Raw genomic sequence first — 16,299 nt, forward strand, 5'->3', positions numbered from 1 at the left:
GGCTATGCAGCGGTTGCGGGACATGTGGACGAGGGAGGGGCCGGGCATTCCAAAGGATGCTCCGAAGAGGACCGGTGTTGCGCTGTTTGCCGAGATCCTCGCCCGCGAATGGTGGGAGATGGTCAAGCTGAACATCCTGTTCATCCTGGCTTCGCTCTTCGTCGTAACGCTGCCGGCCGCGCTCGCCGCCATGGCCCGCGTCTCCGTGGCCTTCGTGGAGGATCGGAACACCTATCTCCTCAGGGAGTTCACGGAAGCTTTTCTGCGCTACTTCTGGCGCGCCACCGCCTGGGGCCTGACACTGACGGGCGCTCTTGCAATCTGCACATATGCGATCGTGACCTATGCCGCCGGCGCGCGGGGCAACCTCCTGCTGAGCGCCCCGCTGACGATCGGGCTCGCCGCCGCCGCCTTCGTCGCGGTATTCGCCTGCCATCTCATCGTTTTGATGGTGATGCGCGATTTGCCGGCTCTCCGACTGCTGCGGCTCGCGGCGCTTGCCTCCGTCATCCGTCCGTTCCCGGCGCTTGCAGCGCTCGCCTTCGCCTCGGTCCTGTGGCTGACGCATATCCTCTTCTATCCGGTTTCGGTGTTCATGCCGGCGACCTTCAATTTTTCACTCGGAATGTTCGCCGTCGCCTTCGGCGTCCATCGGGCGGCGGTGTTGGTGCTGGACTTGCCGGAGGCGACGCAGCCGCGCCGTAAACCGCATGCACAAGACGCTTCATACGATAACTGATGCAGAAACGATCCAGGGAAGGAGAACAGCAATGTATATGGATAAATTCGGGAGGACGGTGAAACTTGCCGTGGCAGGCTTCACGCTGGCAGCAGCAACGGCCGGCGCTGCACTTGCTGAAGACGCGGTGACGCTGAAATGGGCTTTGTGGGACTGGGACAAGACCGCCTATTACAAACCGCTGATCGAGACCTATCAGGCCAAGCATCCGAACGTGAAATTCGAGCCGATGGATCTCGGCTCGCAGGACTACCAGCAGATGATCTCGACGCAGCTAACCGGCGGCTCGAAAGATATCGACATCGTCACCATCAAGGATGTACCAGGCTATACCAATCTGGTGCGTGCCGGTAACATCGCCGATCTCAGCAGCTTCGTCACCGAACAGAAAATCGATCCGGCGCCCTATGGCGGCCTGATCGAGGAACTGACCATCGACGGCAAGCTCTATTCCCTGCCGTTCCGATCCGACTTCTGGATCGTCTATTACAACAAAGACATCTTCGACAAATCAGGCGTCCCCTACCCCACCAATGACATGACCTGGGCGCAGTTCGACGCGACCGCCGAGAAGCTTTCCGGCGGCATGGGCGCCAACAAGACCTATGGCGCGCTGCTGCACACCTGGCGTTCGACGGTCCAGCTGCCCGGTATCCTCGACGGGAAACACACGCTCGTCGATGGCGACTACGCCTTCCTGAAGCCTTGGTACGAGCGAGCACTCACCCTGCAGAAAGACGGCGCCATTCCCTCCTATGCCTTCCTGAAGACGTCGAACACCCACTATTCGGCGCTCTTCTTCAACGGCACGATCGGCATGCTGCCAATGGGCACATGGTTCGTCGGCACCCAGATCGCCAAGGTGAAATCGGGTGAATCGAAGAGCAAGAACTGGGGAATCGTGAAATTCCCGCATCCGGACGGCGTGGCGGCCGGTACCACGGCTGCGCAGATCTCGGGGCTGGCGGTCAACGCCAATTCCGACCACAAGGCTGCCGCGCTCGACTTCATCAAGTTCGTCACCGGCCCCGAGGGCGCGGCAGTCATCGCATCGACGGGCACCTTCCCGGCCCTCAAGACCGCTGACGTCAGCGCAAAGATCGCCGCGACGCCAGGCTTCCCTGAGGACGCGGCCAGCAAGGAGGCGTTGATACCGTCGAAAGCCTATCTGGAGATGGCGGTCAACCCGAATGCCGCCAAGATCGAGGTTGTGCTCAACCGCGTCCATGACGCGATGATGACCGACAACACCTCAATCGACGACGGCTTGAAGGAAATGACCGAAGGCGTGAAGGCCATCAAGTAGACCTCGCAAAATGTCAACGGCCGCGGATCATCACATGCCCCGCGGCCGATCCTATTTCAGGAAAAATCGAGCTGACGATGATATATGATCCCACCAGGGCCAACCCGCTTTTCGGCAATCCCCTGAAGACGCGCGATGATCTGGCAAAGGCAGTCAACGACCTCGTCGAGCCGCTTCTACCCTATTTTTCCGAAGGCGGCGCGCGTGTCCGCCTGGGTGCCACCGGCGCGATCTTCGACCGGGCGGCAGCGGATATGGAAGGATTTGCGCGGCCACTGTGGGGCATCGTCCCGCTGGCGGCCGGCGGTGGCCATTTCCCGCATTGGGATCTCTATCGGCGCGGGCTGTCGAACGGGACCAATCCTAATCATCCTGAATATTGGGGCGATCTTGCCGACCGCAATCAGCGGCTGGTCGAGCTGGCTGCCGTCGGCTTCGCATTGGCGCTGGTTCCCGAACATATCTGGGAGCCGCTGAGCGATAGTCAGAAGAAGACGGTCGCCGCCTATCTCGTCGCGGCACGAGAGCTGGAATTCATCGACAACAATTGGAAGTTCTTCCGCGTCCTCATCGATCTCGGGCTGGAGCGCGTGGGTGTCGCGTTCGACCGTGCGAAAACGCTGACCTATCTCGACGAGCTCGAGGCTTTCGATCTCGGCGAAGGCTGGTATCGCGACGGCCCAGTGCGGCGGGTCGATCATTACATCCCCTTCGCCATGCATTTCTATGGCCTGATCTATGCCGTGCTGGCGCGTGGCGACGAGGCGCGCAAGGACCGTTTCCGCGAGCGCGCCCGGACCTTCGCCGGGGATATCCGCCATTGGTTCGGCCCCGATGGCCCAGCACTTGCCTTTGGCCGCAGCCAGGCCTACCGCTTCGCAGCCGGCGGCTTCTGGGGCGCACTTGCGCTTGCCGGCGTCGAAGCGTTGCCGTGGGCCGAAATCAAGGGCTACTACATGCGCCATATCCGCTGGTGGTCGGCCATGCCGATTGCCGATCGCGACGGCGTGCTCTCCATCGGCTACGGCTATCCGAACCTCTTGATGAGCGAGAGCTACAATTCTCCAGGCTCGCCCTATTGGGCGCTGAAATTCTTCCTGCCGCTCGCACTTGCGGGGGATCATCCGTTCTGGACCGCCGAGGAAGCGCCGCAGCCCGAATTTCCGGAGCCGGTTACGTTGACGCAAGCGGGAATGGTCGCCATGCACACGCCGGGAAACGTGGTCGTGCTCTCCTCCGGCCAGCAGCACGACAAGATGCGCGGCGCCAACGAGAAATATTCGAAATTCGTCTACTCCACGCGCTACGCCTTCAACATCGAAGCCGACGACCGGAATTTTTCGGCCGCAAGCTTCGACGGCATGCTCGGCCTCTCCGACGACGGCGTTCATTTCCGGATGCGGGAAACCCTCGAAGAGGCGCTGATAGCAGGCGACCGGCTCTACTCGCGCTGGCGCCCCTGGAACGATGTCCCCATCGAGACCTGGCTCGTTCCCGCAAAACCCTGGCACATTCGCATCCACCGCATCGCCACGCCGCGGGCGCTGAGCACAGTCGAGGGCGGCTTTGCGATCGAACGCGCGGATTTCAATGCCGATCGATCCGAACAGGCAAAAGGCCGAGCTGTCTGGTACGGCCAGACCGACGTCAGCGCCATCGTGGATCTGTCTCCACATCCGAGGGCCGGCCACGCGATGAGCCCGATCCCAAACACCAACCTCATCCACGCCAAGACCCTGCTGCCGCAGTTGCGCGGCGAAATCGGCGCGGGGACAACCGTACTCGTCACCGCGGCGATGGCTTTGCCCAGCGAGGAGAACTGGGCAGAGGCGCTCGCCGTTCCGCCGGTTTGCCCGCATCTTGACGAACTGGAGCGGCACTTTCGCGAAAATGGCGTGCGCGTGCCGGCCTTTGCGCTGCTGATGTAGCTGCACCCCCCACCTCATTGCGCTTTCGCGCATCACATCATGGATCGCGCCACTGCAAGTTGGTTAGCGGTTGACCAACTTGCAGTTTGAAGCTTATCATCACTGAGATTTCGCAGGGTCGCTCCAGTGCTGTCCGCGCATAATAGATCAAACAACGAGAGAACCGTCATGGCGGTTACAGTCAAGGTCGCCGAAGCAAAGACCCATCTGTCCGAATTGCTGGCCAAGGTCGAAGCCGGTGAAGAGGTCATCATCTCTCGCGGCAACAAACCCGTTGCCCGGCTTTCGCGCATTCGCCGCGAAAACGACATCGACGCGCTGATCGCCGAGATCAAGGCGCAGCGCGCCGGCCGTCATCTCACGACTCAGGAAGAAATCCGCGAGTGGCGCGACGAAGGCCGACGCTACTGATGTCCTTTGTCCTCGACGCTTCCATCGCCGCCGCCTGGTTTCTTCCAGACGAACAGCACGAGGCAGCCGACCGACTGATGTCCGATCTCAGCACTACGGTTGGATTGGTGCCGACGTTGTTCTGGTTCGAAACCCGCAGTCTATTTCTGATGGCCGAGCGTCGGGGGCGGCTTCGATCCGGCGAGGCGCTCCTGCTCATGACGCAATTACGCGGACTGTCCCTGGAGGACGCCGGATCGGGAGGCGACAGCCTGATACTTGATCTGGCGAGCCACTACGGACTGACGGGATATAACGCGAGTTACGTCGCCTTGGCGAAAACACGGGACCTGCCTCTGGCGACGGCCGACCGAAAGATGGCGGACGCCGCACGTAGGGAAGGCATCACCATCCTCGGACCACTCGACGGTCGTGAGGCCTAACTGCGATTAGTCAGATCGGAATAGTAAGCTTCAGCGATCTGCTGCGCCAGTTCTGCCATTTGATCGTCGGGTATCTGCAGAACGCCATGTTCGCCCATCAACGCGTGGTATTGCTGCTCCCCAAGCGGCACGCCCGAAGGCAAGGGAACGACGTAAAAATGTAAATGGCTATTGGCTTGCTGACTGCCGAGCGAAAGGACATAAATTCGCTCGGCATCGAACACCCTTTTGAGGGCACGAGACAAGATATGCACCTTCTCCTGTAGTCGCAGGTATTCATCGGTCGACATGTCTCGCGCCAGATCCTCACGATGCTCCCTCGGACAGACAAGGCAATAGCCAGGTAAAGTGGGGTACTTGCTCAGGAAAATGATCGTCTCATCGTCTTCAAAAACGCGATGGTGAAAAAAAGCGGGGTCGTTCCTGACCAAGCCGCAGATAAAGCATGGCCTTGTTCCGATGTCGTCCACATAGGCTTTGAGATCAAATGCTTCGCGTTCGACCATTCTGAACCTCTGCCATCTCACCTGCGGCTGCGGTCGCGAACCCCGGAACTATCACAAAAGCCGTTCTCGGGAAACGAACACAGCGGCCAAACCCGCGGACTATAGTATATTTGGATTACTCCGGATAATTATATTTATATAATTGACGCACCGATCGTAAACGTCCGCTCAACGCAATATTGTTGAACCGCAACTTAGTAAAGCGTAGTGATGTACTCGGCTTTCATTTTCCAATCCAGAGGAGGAGGCAATGCCTACAATAATGGCCTATCACAAAGTCAAGAACACAAAACACTGGCTCGCTTCACCTATGCGAAAACAGGTATTCGAACCGATCGGCGTCACCAACATTCGCACGTTTATAGACCCGCAAACGTCTAACCGCGTCGGCCTGGTCATGGACGTCGCCGATATGGAAAAGTTGATGGCCTTCATGCAGACCAAGGCAGCGGCCGACGCGATGGCGCATGACGGCGTCTTGCCCGAGACCCTGGTTTTACTCGTTCAATCGTGACACGCGTCCCGACCAAACCTGAAAAATTCAACGCGGGAGGATGATATGACAACATTGTTCGTGCGGCACGAGGTCTCCGACTACGCCGCTTGGCGCAAGATATATGATGGGTTTTCTCCGGTGCAGAAGGCCAACGGGGTGATGGCGCAAGCCGTTTATCGCGCGATCGACAATCCGAACGATATTACCGTCACCCACGAGTTTGCCACGCTGGAAGCGGCTCAGGCATTCAGCAAGCTTGACGAGCTGAAAACGGCGATGCGTACAGGAGGCGTGCTCGGCGCCCCGACGGTTTGGTTTACCAACAAAGCGTGAAATCAGCCGATTGCCGAGCTCGGTGATGATCGCCAACGAACCGGGCCAATTTATTGCCCCTCAGGTCGCGCAGGAGATCCAGGCCGCGCTGGTATTTTTCCGTGTTCTTTCCGGCCTGTTCGGCCTGCCGGAGATTGTCTTCGAGGTCGGCCTGTTTGACCGGCAGGGCCAGCGGGTTTGATGCCGCACGTCTGACGAAGTCGTCATCCGGCTCGTCCGTCCGCCGCGTCAAAGCGTCCTCCGGCGAGATAATCGCCGGCGGGAAGCCTTGCGGTCTTATCAGCCTGCCCTCCATGCGCCCCGAGAGCGATGGATGGCGTGGTCGAGATGCTGCATGGAATTACGGCCCTTCGGTCTTCCTGATCTTCCGTTGAGACGGCTTTTCACCTGTCGTCATCTCGATATCGGGAAGGATAGTCTCAGCGACCCGGCTGGGCTTAGGGGGTTGAGGATAGAGATCGCCGCTCTCACCGGCGCCTTGAAGCAGCGCCGCATCATCCCTGTCATCTTCATCAAGCAGGTCCTGGAGCGTCTCATGCTCATCCTCGCCGGCCAGTTCGTCCCAGGCTTGCAGCCAGTGGCGCTGGTCGGCGCCATCTGGCCGGCCCTCGGCCTCCCAGATCTCGTAGGCGCGGCGACGTATCTGCTCATGCTTGTCTGTAGCCATGACTTCCTCCAAGCGCATTCAGCGAGCCGTTTGAATAACGGCCGGACTGCCGCTCAGGGCGTATTGATGGTAGGAAGAAAATCCTCCACCTGTTTGCGCTCATCCTTTGAAAGAGTCTCCACCCTGTCCTTCCAGAAACGCTCAGCCTCCGGCGGATCCTCATCCCACTGGCGGACATCGGTGATATTGTCGTCAATTTTTGACCGGCGGCGACCGCCGAGGCTGAGATATTTCTTCGCAAGTTTCAGGCTTGGGGTTTCGGTGTCGCTGTCTTCGTTTATCACCGCGCTTACATTGCTGCGGGCATTCTCCAACGTCCTGCGACGATCGTTCGCGGCCTGCTGCGTATCGGCGGAGCGCGCGTCGTCAGTGCCGCTTTCCGGCGGCACGGCGGATCTGGATATCATATTACTTGTCCTTCCGTTCATTCAAAGGATGTTGCAATCCGATAACCCTCGCGGTTAGCGAGAGTTCCGCCTACGGCAATGTTTTAAGCGGAGAATCGAGCGGGAGCACACGGCTGGTAATCCCAGCCATCAATGAACGGCCATGCTCACCATCCGATGGGGGTGCACGGCCTCGAACTGCGAGATCATCGCCGTTGCCTGCAACAGCACGCGCTCGGCATTCTCGGAATCGTCACGGGCCAGTTCATCGGCATTGACCCAGATCGCTTCGGCCATGTTGATGGAAAGTTCTGCAAACTGCGCATCGCCCTCGACAAGGGCCTCACGTGCCGTGTCTTCCAGCGTGCGAGCGATATCGACGAAGACTTCCTCGCGTTCCTCAATGCTGAGGCCTTTGATTATATTGGTCTTCTCTTCCATATCGCGCACTCCAAAAACATGTGTCAAAAGACTTGGGCCAAAAGACATGGGTCGGTAACCGAGTTCATCCAGCCTCGATTACTTCGGAGATAAGAACGCTGAAATGTGGATTCGAGCTTGAGCGCAGCTTGAACTCGCCTTTCAACACGGCACCATTCGCCTGGGCCGGGGCAACTAAACTATCATCTTTATTTCGAACGCCGGAGTCGATGATCGGTTCCCTTGATGCCGCATGACTGTTTCGACCAGCGGACGCGGTGAAGCAGGTCGGATCCGAATAGTGCTCGGACATCCACGCGTCATGCACGACGCATACCGGTGTCAGCGCGGGTGCCGTCCGGAGGATTTACCCCGAAGAACGGTCATTTGCTCCTGCTGCACTTCATTTCTATCATTCACAACGGCTCGCCAAAGCCTGTTGCCAAGCCGAAGCGATACCCGCTTGGTACCCTCGTGTTCAGCGGTGCCGATTTCCACGGTGCTGACGACGGAGCCATGCCGCATGTGGCGGCGGAGTTCGACAAGCGACAAACCGAACCGTTCCGCCAGTTCGGATGACTCCAGGATAAAATCCCCATTCGGATCGCGCTCGATCAACACCGGCTCATTTTCCCCGCTGCGTGACAATCCACGACCACCGCTCAGGCCACTGAGATCAGGGTGCTGTCGTTCGGCAACAGCCGCGCCACTGCGCTCAACAGGTCCGTCTGCGATATCAGGCCAAGGATGCGGTAGTCGTCATCGACAATGATGACGGCATGCGTACGGCCGTCGGTCAGAACGGGCAATAGCGACAAAGCGGCATCCGAAGGTCTCGCTACCGCCGGTCTCGAGATCGCGTGCGCGATGGTCTCCTTGCCCTCGGATAATTCCCGCAAGCCGACGGTACCGACGAGGCGACCCTCGGGATCCTTCACCGGCAGGGTACGGATATTATGTTTCAACAGAAGTTGCCGCGCGGCAGCCGGTCCTGCAGCTTCGCCAATGGCGATCACGTCACGCGACATAATATCGGCACAACTGATCTTGTCGTTCGAGCGGATGGTCGCCTGCAGCTCGACCTGCTGCAACAGCCGGCCGAGGTCTGCCCGGTCGATATCGAAAGTTTCGTTGAGCGCTTCGAGGGCTGCATCGACATCCTCCTCACGAAAACCCACCCGCACCGCTGATGGCAGGTCGATCGTCTGATGGGTATTCTCCGCCGGCTTTGGAACGACGTGCGGATAATTCCGCTTGGAAAGCTTGTGGAACAGCAGACCAAGGCCGACAAGGATGCAGGAGTTCAAAGCGACGGGCACGAAGGGAAAGAAAAACCCCCAGCCGGCAACGACCGGACCGCCGAGCACCGCGGTCAGCGCCGCCGCTCCGCCAGGCGGATGAAGGCAGCGCGTAAAGGACATCGCGCCGATGGCAAGCGAAACGCCGACGCCGGTCGCGATAATTGGATCGCGGATGAAGTGAGCGGCAACGATTCCCATCAGGGCGGAAATCGTATTGCCGCCGATGATCGACCAAGGCTGCGCAAGCGGGCTTGCAGGCACCGCGAAAAGCAGCACCGCGGACGCTCCCATCGGCGCGACGATCAGAGGAAGATGCGGCCCCTGCCCGAACAGATAGCCGCTGATGACGCCGGTGAAACCAATGGCCAGCAAAGCGCCGAGGCATGCAATCAAACGCTCGCGTAAGGTCGCGCCGGCCAGGATCGGTGAAAACAACCGGAAGCGGCGGAGGCGGCTTAATCCCACCTTCGGGGAAACGGGGTACGGCATGACAAGACCAATTTTAAGCGAGGAGGGCTGAGGGAAGACGATGGGCGGGCTAGTTTGCCAGCCTGACATCCCTGCCTTTCGTCGCGCTGAGGACTTCGTGGAATGCGTTGAAAGCGCGGGGACGATCGTTCTTGCGGTAGACCAGTAGTGTCTCCACGAGCCCCAACTGATGGGTCTGGACGGATGTCGGCCAGTGCATCAGTTCGAGAACCGATCTCGGCATGACGCCGGCAGTGTTGCCGGTCGCGACGCTCGCCATGATCGCATGGTAGGAGCCATGCTCGCTCGTCGGCAGGGCGCTCGATTTGCGCGCCCAGTTTTCGGCGATCCTGCGATAGGTGCAGCCAGGCTCCAGAGCGGCGAGCGCGCCGACGCGGAGGTCGGCAGCGGATTTGATCGCGGGATGCCCGGATGGCAAGACGATCAACAGGTCTTCGACAAAGACCGGCTCCATCTCGAGCGCCTTGAGTTCGGTATCGAAACCTGCGTCTTCCGAGCGCATCGTCTTCGGCGGCCGGGCAATAAGCGCGCAATCGAGCACGTCGGATAAAACGTCGCGGGCTAGGTCGCGGGACGCCCCCATCGTCAAATGAAGCGACACGTCGGGCCACATCTGGTTGAACTGCCTCAGCGCCGCCGGCAGCCTGCTTGCCGCCGTGCTCTCCATCGTACCGACCCGCAATGTTCCCGAAGGGGCGAGAGGTCGCACCGCCTGGCGCGCTTCGAGCGCAAGTGCCATCAGCCGGTTGGCGTAGGTTAGGAACGTCTCCCCCTCCCGCGTCAATGTCATCTTCTTGCCGTCGCGGCTGAAGAGGGAAACACCGAGGTCGTCCTCCAGCTGCCGGACACGCGTCGTCACATTGGACGGCACCCGCCCGACGGCCTTGGCAGCCTTTGTAACGCTGCGATCACCGGCGACAGCGAGGAATATTTCGATCGACGAAAGGTCCAATGAACGATCTCATTTCCGGAATTAAAGAGGAAGATAATTCTCCATACAAAAATCATCGCCGCCACTCAAGTCGTATTGCGATATAATTCATCCGTTCAAGCGAAGGGGAGCAGTTGCCGAAAAAATCAACGCGACGCCGAGGAAATAGCCACACAGAGCCCGGCATTGTCGTTATCGGACGGTAATTTGAAGGCTTACGGCTGGCACGACGTTTGCGTCTGCAATTCCATCTGCAGATCGATCGGCGACGGCCCCATGTTGCATCTTGTCTTGACCTGTCTTCTTCTAAGTGTCGCTTCAGGCTTGAGCATGCGGCGTTTTCTTCTGCCATACTTCCCGGGCGGCAATCTCGCCGACAAATCTGCGCCCGTGACGATCGTCGCAAGCGCCGTCTTCCTGGCGGCGATCGCTTTCACTGTCTCCGATCAGGATCTTTGGGCAATATCCGTCATCGTGATGCTCGGCCTTTTATTGGCGGCCATGTTCGACGATGCAAGGCCCAGGCTGACAATTGCCCTCTCCGCCGTCAGTTTGGCGAGCTATCTTGGGCTGCGTTCGATTATCTGAGCCGTCCAGCTTCCACGGGACATTGCAGCCTTATTGACGGTATCGAAGCCGGTCGAGACGCTGCATCCAGAGACAAAAATAATTCGCCGGCAGAGCTACATCGTATAGCCACTCCGAGCAAAAGCTCCCAGCCACTTGCTTCCTCCTTGCCCAGCTAGGCGCGAACTCTTTGCCGCAGATCTTCGAACGCCTTATTTGGAGGATAAGGCGCGGGGCAGTGCGATTCCGAATGCCATCGGTTTTCCATGGAACTCGCTCCCAACAACTGGGGCATACTGAATATATCGTATCACGATATATTCAGTATGCCTTGAGCGGGATCTTTCAAGGCTTGGCGCGATATAACCAGACGACGAGGATCGGTGCATTTTTTCGATATCGACGGGTTCGCCTGGATCGGAACAGATCGCTCGATACAATTCACTGGTGAGGCCGGCGCAGACACAACAATCGATCAAATCCTGGCCGCTTTCAGCAAATAAAGCCTGAGCCTCCCTCTACAGTCATTGCCGCGCGGCGCAATACGCAGTCCTGCGTCGACAAGCTTCGGACGCAAGGCCTATCCAAACCGCAAACAGAAGAGTTATCATCAGCCTGTGAGGACCTGCCATGAAGACCTACAAGATCGCCCTTCTGCCAGGAGATGGCATTGGCCGCGATGTCACGGAAGCAGCCATGGCAGTGCTCGAAAAGGCGGCTGCACGCAACGGATTTTCGCTCGCGACGACAAGTTATCCCTGGTCCTGTGACTACTATCTGGCGCACGGCAGCATGATGCCCGGCGATGGCATCGAAACGTTGAGACCCTTCGATGCCATCCTGCTCGGCGCCGTCGGATGGCCCCGTAAAGTGCCCGATTCCGTGTCGCTGCATGGACTTCTGCTGCCAATCCGCAAGGCTTTCGTGCAATATGCCAATATCCGTCCGCACCGACTGTTGCCGGGCGTGCAGGGACCGTTGCGGTCGGAGAACTTCGACATCCTTTGCATTCGCGAAAATACCGAAGGCGAATATTCCGGCGCCGGCGGCCGCGTTCATCAGGGCACCGACAGCGAGGTGGCTGTAGAGACATCGATCTTCACCCGCAAGGGGGTCGAGCGCATCCTGCGGTTCGGTTTCGAACAAGCGCGTGTACGCCGCGGCAAGCTTGCCTCGGTGACAAAGTCCAACGCACAGAAATATTCGATGGTTTTCTGGGACGAGATTACCCATAGGCTTTCCGCGGAATATCCCGATGTCGAGGTGACCAGCTATCACATCGACGCCATGGCTGCCCGCATGGTCATGGCGCCGGAAAGCCTCGATGTGGTCGTCGCTTCCAACCTGTTCGGCGACATCCTGACAGACCTTGGCGCCGCCATTCAGGGCGGGCTCGGCTTTGCGGCTTCCGCCAACATTAATCCCGATCGCTCGGCGCCGTCGATGTTCGAACCGGTGCACGGCTCGGCGCCGGATATCGCCCATCTCGGCATCGCCAATCCGATTGCCGCCATCTGGTCGGGCGCAATGATGCTGGAGCATCTGGGAGAAACGGCTGCTGCCGGAGAGGTGATGGCCGCAATCGAGGCGACGACGGCACGCGGCATCGGCGCAATTCCCGGCAAAGACAAGACGGACGCGATCACGGCATCGGTGCTGTCGGCGCTCGATTAGGACATGACGCCGACAAAGTGAGCGGGTTTGGCCGCCCGACCTGGATCCTGTTTGGCCGTTCAGTGGTCGTCGTGATCGTGATGCGATGGAAGGTCGAGGCCAAACGTGTCGACCAAATCGGCCACCTGCCCCGGGCTGAGGTAACGGGGATTGAGGTTGCGCAACAGCAGATAGAGCTTCGCCGTTTCCTCCAGTTCCTCGGTCGCAAAGACCGCCGCCTCCAGACTGTCACCGGCAACGACAGGTCCGTGGTTGGCAAGTAGCACCGACGAATACTTGCCCGCCAGCCCACGGATGGCGTCGGCCACCGCCGGATCTCCGGGGCGATAATACGGCACCAAGGCAGTTTCGCCGGCGCGCATCAGATAATAGGGCGTCATCGGCGGCAGGGCGGCGCGCGGATCGATCTCCGGCAGCATGGTCAGCGCCACCGCGTGGGTGGAGTGAAGATGAACGATGGCGCGGGCGCTGCCGCGTGTATCGTAGAGAGCCGTGTGCAGCGGAATTTCCTTGGTCGGCTTGTCGCCGGACAAGAGCCGGCCTTCGGCGTCAAGCCTGGAGATCCGTGCCGGATCGAGAAAACCGAGCGAGGCGTTGGTCGGCGTGACCAGCCAACCGCCGTCCTCCAGCCGTAACGATATGTTGCCCGACGAACCGGGCGTCAGCCCGCGCTCGAACAGCGAGCGGCCGTATCGGCAAATTTCTTCACGCTGGCGCGCGTCGGACATGACACTTCCTCCAAGATTACGCGGTTGCCCCCTCGATCAGTTCAAAACCGAGATCAACGGCCTGGGACGGCGCGTTGGCGACGACCAGTTTTGCGGCTATCTCTCCCGTCGCCACGCGCGGCGTCCGGACGGTCGACAAGGGCTGCGGTATCGCCCGGCCGATATCGAGGCCGTTATAGCCGAAAATGGCGAGCTTCGAGGGGATGGCGATCCCCTCAGCCAGACAGTGAAAATAGCCGCCTAGCGCCATATCGTCGTTGGAGAAATAAACTGCATCGAGATCGGCCGTCCGGGCAAGCAGTCGCTCCAGCCCCAGCCTGCCATTTTCCACTGATGAAGCGCCGACGAGAATTTCACGGGCGACGAGGGGCGCGCCACGGGCATCGAGCGTTTCGCAAAAACTTGAAAACCGCTTGCCGGCGCGGGTATCACGATTGAGGTCATGACCGACATAGCCGATCCGGCGGTAGCCCCGCTTGAGGAGGAAGGCAGCGCTCTCCCGACCGGCAGCGCGGTTCGAGAAGCCGACCGCGATATCGAGCGCATCTCCGTCCAGATCGAGCAGTTCCACGACCCGGCATCCGCTGGCGCGTAGCATCTTCACCGTCCCGTCACTATGCTCGTATCCCGCCAGCATAACGGCCGCCGGCCGCCAGGCGAGCATCGCGGCGACGAGCGCCTCCTCCTTGCCGGGATCATAGTCGGTGACGGAAAACACCGCCTGATAGCGGTTTTCCTCCAGGACGGCGCTGGCGCCGCGCAACACATCGGGGAAGACGATGTTGGACAACGAGGGAATGACGAAGGCAACGAGACGCGAACCCGTTGAGGCCAACGTCCCGGCGATCCGGTTCGGCACATAGCCCAACCTCTCGACCGCGGCCATTACCCGCTCCCGCGTCTTGCCGGAAAACGAGCCGTGATTGCGCAGCACACGCGACACCGTACTCTCGCCAACACCGGCCGCTTCCGCGACCTCGGCAAGCGTTACGGTCGCCGGCTGCTTCAATTCCATCGTCACGTCTGAAATCCAGTTTTTCAGGTGGTTGCGCGTTCGCCCGCTTCCCGACCGGCCGTTACTATTTTCACTGCTCCCGCCAAGAAGCAACGTTTTTTTGGCAGCGCTACCAATCTATTGTTGGCAGCGCTGCCAAAATGCGCTAATTAAAATGGCAGCGCTGCCAAACATAGCAGCACAGCGCTCCGCGAGAGCATCCGGAGGCGTCGATCTTCGCACAAGACTGGAGAACTTGCTCATGTCATCGCTTGCTGAAAACTCGGGCTCCACCGTGGTAGCGGCCGTCATCGGTCTCGGTTCCATGGGGCTCGGAATGGCCCGGTCGATGAAGCGTGCAGGGCTCGATGTCATTGGATATGACATCACGCCGGCAGCGGTGGACCGGTTCATCGCCGATGGCGGACGAGGTGCTGCGACCCCCGCCGGCGCGGCGAAAGAGGCCGACATCGTCGTCTCCGTCGTCGTCAACGGCGCGCAGACCGAGGCCGTGTTGTTCGGGCCTGACGGCGTCGCGAGGATGATGAAGCCCGGGGCCGTGTTCATCTCGTCAGCAACCATGGATCCGGCCGTCGCACGCGATTTGGCGCAAAGGGTTGAGGCCCTCGGCCTGCATTATCTCGACGCACCGATTTCGGGCGGCGCGGCGAAGGCGGCGCAGGGCGCGTTGACGATCATGGCTTCCGGCTCCAGACAGGCCTTCGACACCGCCCGTCCGGGTCTCGACGCCATGGCCGGCAAGGTCTACGAACTCGGCGATGCGGCCGGAAAAGGCGCGGCCTTCAAGATGATCAACCAGCTTCTCGCCGGGGTGCACATCGCAGCCGCCTGTGAAGCGATAACGTTTGCCGCCAAGCAGGGCCTCGACCTGGACAAGGTCTATGAGGTGATAACGGCCTCGGCCGGCAATTCGTGGATGTTCGAAAACCGCGTGCCGCATGTGCTGGCCGGAGACTATACGCCGCTCAGCAGCATCGAGATTTTCGTCAAGGATCTTGGTATCGTCCAAGACATGGCCCGCTCCGAGCGTTATCCAGTGCCACTGGCGGCAGCAGCCCTGCAAATGTATCTGGCCGCCGCCGGCGCCGGCATGGGCCGTGATGATGATTCCTCGCTCGCGCGGCTCTATGCCCAGCTTTCCGGCACTGAATTGCCCGGTTCCAACAAAGACCCGCAGAGCCTGTAAAAGGAACGCCGATCATGCCGGTTTTCGCCGCCAACCTGACGATGATGTTCAACGAATGGGCATTCCTCGACCGCTTCGACGCCGCAGCCGACGCCGGTTTTTCGGCCGTCGAATATCTCTTTCCCTACGAAGCTGCGCCGGAGGCAATCGCCGAACGGCTTGCTCGTAACAATCTGCAGCAAGCCTTGTTCAACCTGCCGCCTGGCGACTGGGCAGCAGGCGAGCGCGGCATCGCGGCTCTTCCCGGACGGTTCGATGCGCTGAAGGCGGATGTCGAGCGGGCATTGGACTATGCGGCGGCGACCGGCGTCAAGCGGCTGCACCTGATGGCAGGCATCGCCGACCCTCGTGATCAAGACGCCTCCTCCTCTTACCGGCGTTCCATCACCTACGCTGCCGGGCGGCTTTCGGAGAAAGGCATCGATCTGCTGCTCGAGCCGATCAACGGGCGGAACATGCCGGGATATTTCCTCAACGACTTCGCCGCGGCGGAAAGCCTGATTGCCGAATGCGGCCTGCCCAACCTGAAGCTCCAGTTCGACATCTATCACCGTCAGATCATCCATGGCGACATTTCCATGGCGTTGCGACACCTGCTGCCGATCATCGGCCATATCCAGATCGCCAGCGTGCCGTCCCGCAACGAGCCGGACGGGGAGGAACTGAACTATCCCTATCTGTTCAGCGAAATCGACCGCCTGGATTACAACGGTTTCATCGGTTGCGAATACGTCCCGCGCGGCCACACACTGGACGGCCTTGCCTGGTTCAGACCTTTTGCACGGAGCTAGACG

21 protein-coding genes and 1 pseudogene are annotated in these 16,299 nt (G+C 59.9%); 11 read left to right on the forward strand and 11 right to left on the reverse strand.

All coding sequences use genetic code 11. The features are described from left to right. The first annotated feature begins 4 nt into the window (after nucleotides 1-4). The 5 genes from RCCGE510_RS27045 (at nucleotide 5) to RCCGE510_RS27065 (ending at nucleotide 4,806) form a co-directional block, all read left to right on the forward strand. The gene (locus RCCGE510_RS27045; protein WP_007635418.1) at nucleotides 5-739 is read left to right on the forward strand and encodes a YesL family protein; all 735 of its coding nucleotides are present in this window, start codon (nucleotides 5-7) and stop codon (nucleotides 737-739) included. 31 nt (nucleotides 740-770) lie between these two features. Continuing rightward, nucleotides 771-2,045, forward strand: coding sequence for a sugar ABC transporter substrate-binding protein (locus RCCGE510_RS27050; RefSeq protein ID WP_007635420.1), 1,275 nt, complete (start codon nucleotides 771-773; stop codon nucleotides 2,043-2,045). A gap of 77 nt (nucleotides 2,046-2,122) precedes the next feature. Beyond that, a complete protein-coding gene (locus tag RCCGE510_RS27055) occupies nucleotides 2,123-3,973 on the forward strand; it encodes a DUF2264 domain-containing protein (protein WP_007635422.1) in 1,851 nt (616 codons plus the stop codon). A gap of 168 nt (nucleotides 3,974-4,141) precedes the next feature. Then, the gene (locus tag RCCGE510_RS27060; protein ID WP_007635429.1) at nucleotides 4,142-4,384 is read left to right on the forward strand and encodes a type II toxin-antitoxin system prevent-host-death family antitoxin; all 243 of its coding nucleotides are present in this window, start codon (nucleotides 4,142-4,144) and stop codon (nucleotides 4,382-4,384) included. Beyond that, on the forward strand, nucleotides 4,384-4,806 hold the full coding sequence (locus tag RCCGE510_RS27065) for a type II toxin-antitoxin system VapC family toxin (protein ID WP_007635432.1): 423 nt from the start codon (nucleotides 4,384-4,386) through the stop codon (nucleotides 4,804-4,806). Before RCCGE510_RS27060 ends, RCCGE510_RS27065 begins: the two co-directional genes overlap by 1 nt. Here the strand turns inward: RCCGE510_RS27065 and RCCGE510_RS27070 are convergent. Next, the gene (locus tag RCCGE510_RS27070) at nucleotides 4,803-5,312 is read right to left on the reverse strand and encodes an HIT family protein (RefSeq protein ID WP_007635434.1); all 510 of its coding nucleotides are present in this window, start codon (nucleotides 5,310-5,312) and stop codon (nucleotides 4,803-4,805) included. The genes RCCGE510_RS27065 and RCCGE510_RS27070 overlap by 4 nt on opposite strands. 250 nt (nucleotides 5,313-5,562) lie before the next feature. On the opposite strand from RCCGE510_RS27070, the gene RCCGE510_RS27075 reads away from it, so the two are divergent. Beyond that, complete coding sequence (locus RCCGE510_RS27075; protein ID WP_007635436.1) at nucleotides 5,563-5,826, forward strand: hypothetical protein; 264 nt, start codon at nucleotides 5,563-5,565, stop codon at nucleotides 5,824-5,826. Nucleotides 5,827-5,871: 45 nt separating this feature from the next. After that, nucleotides 5,872-6,141, forward strand: coding sequence for a hypothetical protein (locus RCCGE510_RS27080; protein WP_007635438.1), 270 nt, complete (start codon nucleotides 5,872-5,874; stop codon nucleotides 6,139-6,141). On the opposite strand, the pseudogene RCCGE510_RS35700 reads toward RCCGE510_RS27080, so the two are convergent. From RCCGE510_RS35700 to RCCGE510_RS27110, 8 genes and pseudogenes are all read right to left on the reverse strand, one after another. After that, nucleotides 6,125-6,477, reverse strand: a pseudogene (locus RCCGE510_RS35700) (hypothetical protein). The gene RCCGE510_RS27080 and the pseudogene RCCGE510_RS35700 sit on opposite strands and share 17 nt — an antisense overlap. 4 nt (nucleotides 6,478-6,481) lie before the next feature. After that, nucleotides 6,482-6,808 carry a DUF2934 domain-containing protein gene (locus tag RCCGE510_RS27085; RefSeq protein ID WP_007635440.1) on the reverse strand — a complete coding sequence of 109 codons (327 nt, stop codon included), beginning with the start codon at nucleotides 6,806-6,808 and terminating at the stop codon, nucleotides 6,482-6,484. A gap of 53 nt (nucleotides 6,809-6,861) precedes the next feature. Then, nucleotides 6,862-7,215, reverse strand: coding sequence for a hypothetical protein (locus tag RCCGE510_RS27090; RefSeq protein WP_007635442.1), 354 nt, complete (start codon nucleotides 7,213-7,215; stop codon nucleotides 6,862-6,864). Between the two features lie 129 nt (nucleotides 7,216-7,344). Beyond that, the gene (locus RCCGE510_RS27095) at nucleotides 7,345-7,635 is read right to left on the reverse strand and encodes a hypothetical protein (RefSeq protein ID WP_007635444.1); all 291 of its coding nucleotides are present in this window, start codon (nucleotides 7,633-7,635) and stop codon (nucleotides 7,345-7,347) included. A gap of 64 nt (nucleotides 7,636-7,699) precedes the next feature. Beyond that, the gene (locus RCCGE510_RS34885) at nucleotides 7,700-7,927 is read right to left on the reverse strand and encodes a hypothetical protein (RefSeq protein ID WP_157179940.1); all 228 of its coding nucleotides are present in this window, start codon (nucleotides 7,925-7,927) and stop codon (nucleotides 7,700-7,702) included. Between the two features lie 29 nt (nucleotides 7,928-7,956). Beyond that, on the reverse strand, nucleotides 7,957-8,235 hold the full coding sequence (locus tag RCCGE510_RS27100) for a DUF6522 family protein (protein ID WP_037079804.1): 279 nt from the start codon (nucleotides 8,233-8,235) through the stop codon (nucleotides 7,957-7,959). Nucleotides 8,236-8,276: 41 nt separating this feature from the next. Continuing rightward, the gene (locus RCCGE510_RS27105) at nucleotides 8,277-9,404 is read right to left on the reverse strand and encodes an HPP family protein (RefSeq protein WP_037079807.1); all 1,128 of its coding nucleotides are present in this window, start codon (nucleotides 9,402-9,404) and stop codon (nucleotides 8,277-8,279) included. Between the two features lie 49 nt (nucleotides 9,405-9,453). Beyond that, nucleotides 9,454-10,356: a LysR family transcriptional regulator gene (locus RCCGE510_RS27110; protein ID WP_007635447.1), complete on the reverse strand. Its 903-nt coding sequence runs from the start codon at nucleotides 10,354-10,356 to the stop codon at nucleotides 9,454-9,456. 255 nt (nucleotides 10,357-10,611) lie between these two features. Between RCCGE510_RS27110 and RCCGE510_RS27115 the strand changes: the two genes are divergently transcribed. Together RCCGE510_RS27115 and RCCGE510_RS27120 are read left to right on the forward strand one after the other, a co-directional pair. Further along, nucleotides 10,612-10,923, forward strand: coding sequence for a hypothetical protein (locus RCCGE510_RS27115; RefSeq protein WP_037079996.1), 312 nt, complete (start codon nucleotides 10,612-10,614; stop codon nucleotides 10,921-10,923). Nucleotides 10,924-11,532: 609 nt separating this feature from the next. Continuing rightward, entirely contained in the window at nucleotides 11,533-12,576 is a 1,044-nt protein-coding gene (locus RCCGE510_RS27120) for a tartrate dehydrogenase (protein WP_007635449.1), read from the forward strand. Between the two features lie 59 nt (nucleotides 12,577-12,635). On the opposite strand, the gene RCCGE510_RS27125 is transcribed toward RCCGE510_RS27120, so the two are convergent. Next, complete coding sequence (locus tag RCCGE510_RS27125; protein WP_007635451.1) at nucleotides 12,636-13,304, reverse strand: aldolase; 669 nt, start codon at nucleotides 13,302-13,304, stop codon at nucleotides 12,636-12,638. Nucleotides 13,305-13,320: 16 nt separating this feature from the next. After that, nucleotides 13,321-14,319, reverse strand: coding sequence for a LacI family DNA-binding transcriptional regulator (locus RCCGE510_RS27130; RefSeq protein ID WP_007635453.1), 999 nt, complete (start codon nucleotides 14,317-14,319; stop codon nucleotides 13,321-13,323). Between the two features lie 241 nt (nucleotides 14,320-14,560). Between RCCGE510_RS27130 and ltnD the strand changes: the two genes are divergently transcribed. Then, the gene (gene ltnD / locus RCCGE510_RS27135; protein ID WP_007635455.1) at nucleotides 14,561-15,505 is read left to right on the forward strand and encodes an L-threonate dehydrogenase; all 945 of its coding nucleotides are present in this window, start codon (nucleotides 14,561-14,563) and stop codon (nucleotides 15,503-15,505) included. 14 nt (nucleotides 15,506-15,519) lie between these two features. Next, a complete protein-coding gene (gene otnI, locus RCCGE510_RS27140) occupies nucleotides 15,520-16,296 on the forward strand; it encodes a 2-oxo-tetronate isomerase (protein WP_007635461.1) in 777 nt (258 codons plus the stop codon). Nucleotides 16,297-16,299: the final 3 nt, after the last annotated feature.

This window comes from Rhizobium sp. CCGE 510, from assembly GCF_000292525.1.
Lineage (GTDB): Bacteria > Pseudomonadota > Alphaproteobacteria > Rhizobiales > Rhizobiaceae > Rhizobium.

Coding starts and splice junctions, on each gene's coding strand:
- RCCGE510_RS27090 (WP_007635442.1), bottom strand. CDS start 7,215: ATGATATCCAGATCCGCCGTGCCGCCGGAAAGCGGCACTGACGACGCG.
- RCCGE510_RS27120 (WP_007635449.1), top strand. CDS start 11,533: ATGAAGACCTACAAGATCGCCCTTCTGCCAGGAGATGGCATTGGCCGC.
- RCCGE510_RS27085 (WP_007635440.1), bottom strand. CDS start 6,808: ATGGCTACAGACAAGCATGAGCAGATACGTCGCCGCGCCTACGAGATC.
- RCCGE510_RS27070 (WP_007635434.1), bottom strand. CDS start 5,312: ATGGTCGAACGCGAAGCATTTGATCTCAAAGCCTATGTGGACGACATC.
- RCCGE510_RS27130 (WP_007635453.1), bottom strand. CDS start 14,319: ATGGAATTGAAGCAGCCGGCGACCGTAACGCTTGCCGAGGTCGCGGAA.
- RCCGE510_RS27080 (WP_007635438.1), top strand. CDS start 5,872: ATGACAACATTGTTCGTGCGGCACGAGGTCTCCGACTACGCCGCTTGG.
- RCCGE510_RS27045 (WP_007635418.1), top strand. CDS start 5: ATGCAGCGGTTGCGGGACATGTGGACGAGGGAGGGGCCGGGCATTCCA.
- RCCGE510_RS34885 (WP_157179940.1), bottom strand. CDS start 7,927: ATGTCCGAGCACTATTCGGATCCGACCTGCTTCACCGCGTCCGCTGGT.
- otnI (WP_007635461.1), top strand. CDS start 15,520: ATGCCGGTTTTCGCCGCCAACCTGACGATGATGTTCAACGAATGGGCA.
- RCCGE510_RS27095 (WP_007635444.1), bottom strand. CDS start 7,635: ATGGAAGAGAAGACCAATATAATCAAAGGCCTCAGCATTGAGGAACGC.
- ltnD (WP_007635455.1), top strand. CDS start 14,561: ATGTCATCGCTTGCTGAAAACTCGGGCTCCACCGTGGTAGCGGCCGTC.
- RCCGE510_RS27125 (WP_007635451.1), bottom strand. CDS start 13,304: ATGTCCGACGCGCGCCAGCGTGAAGAAATTTGCCGATACGGCCGCTCG.
- RCCGE510_RS27060 (WP_007635429.1), top strand. CDS start 4,142: ATGGCGGTTACAGTCAAGGTCGCCGAAGCAAAGACCCATCTGTCCGAA.
- RCCGE510_RS27065 (WP_007635432.1), top strand. CDS start 4,384: ATGTCCTTTGTCCTCGACGCTTCCATCGCCGCCGCCTGGTTTCTTCCA.
- RCCGE510_RS27115 (WP_037079996.1), top strand. CDS start 10,612: ATGTTGCATCTTGTCTTGACCTGTCTTCTTCTAAGTGTCGCTTCAGGC.
- RCCGE510_RS27055 (WP_007635422.1), top strand. CDS start 2,123: ATGATATATGATCCCACCAGGGCCAACCCGCTTTTCGGCAATCCCCTG.
- RCCGE510_RS27050 (WP_007635420.1), top strand. CDS start 771: ATGTATATGGATAAATTCGGGAGGACGGTGAAACTTGCCGTGGCAGGC.
- RCCGE510_RS27105 (WP_037079807.1), bottom strand. CDS start 9,404: ATGCCGTACCCCGTTTCCCCGAAGGTGGGATTAAGCCGCCTCCGCCGC.
- RCCGE510_RS27075 (WP_007635436.1), top strand. CDS start 5,563: ATGCCTACAATAATGGCCTATCACAAAGTCAAGAACACAAAACACTGG.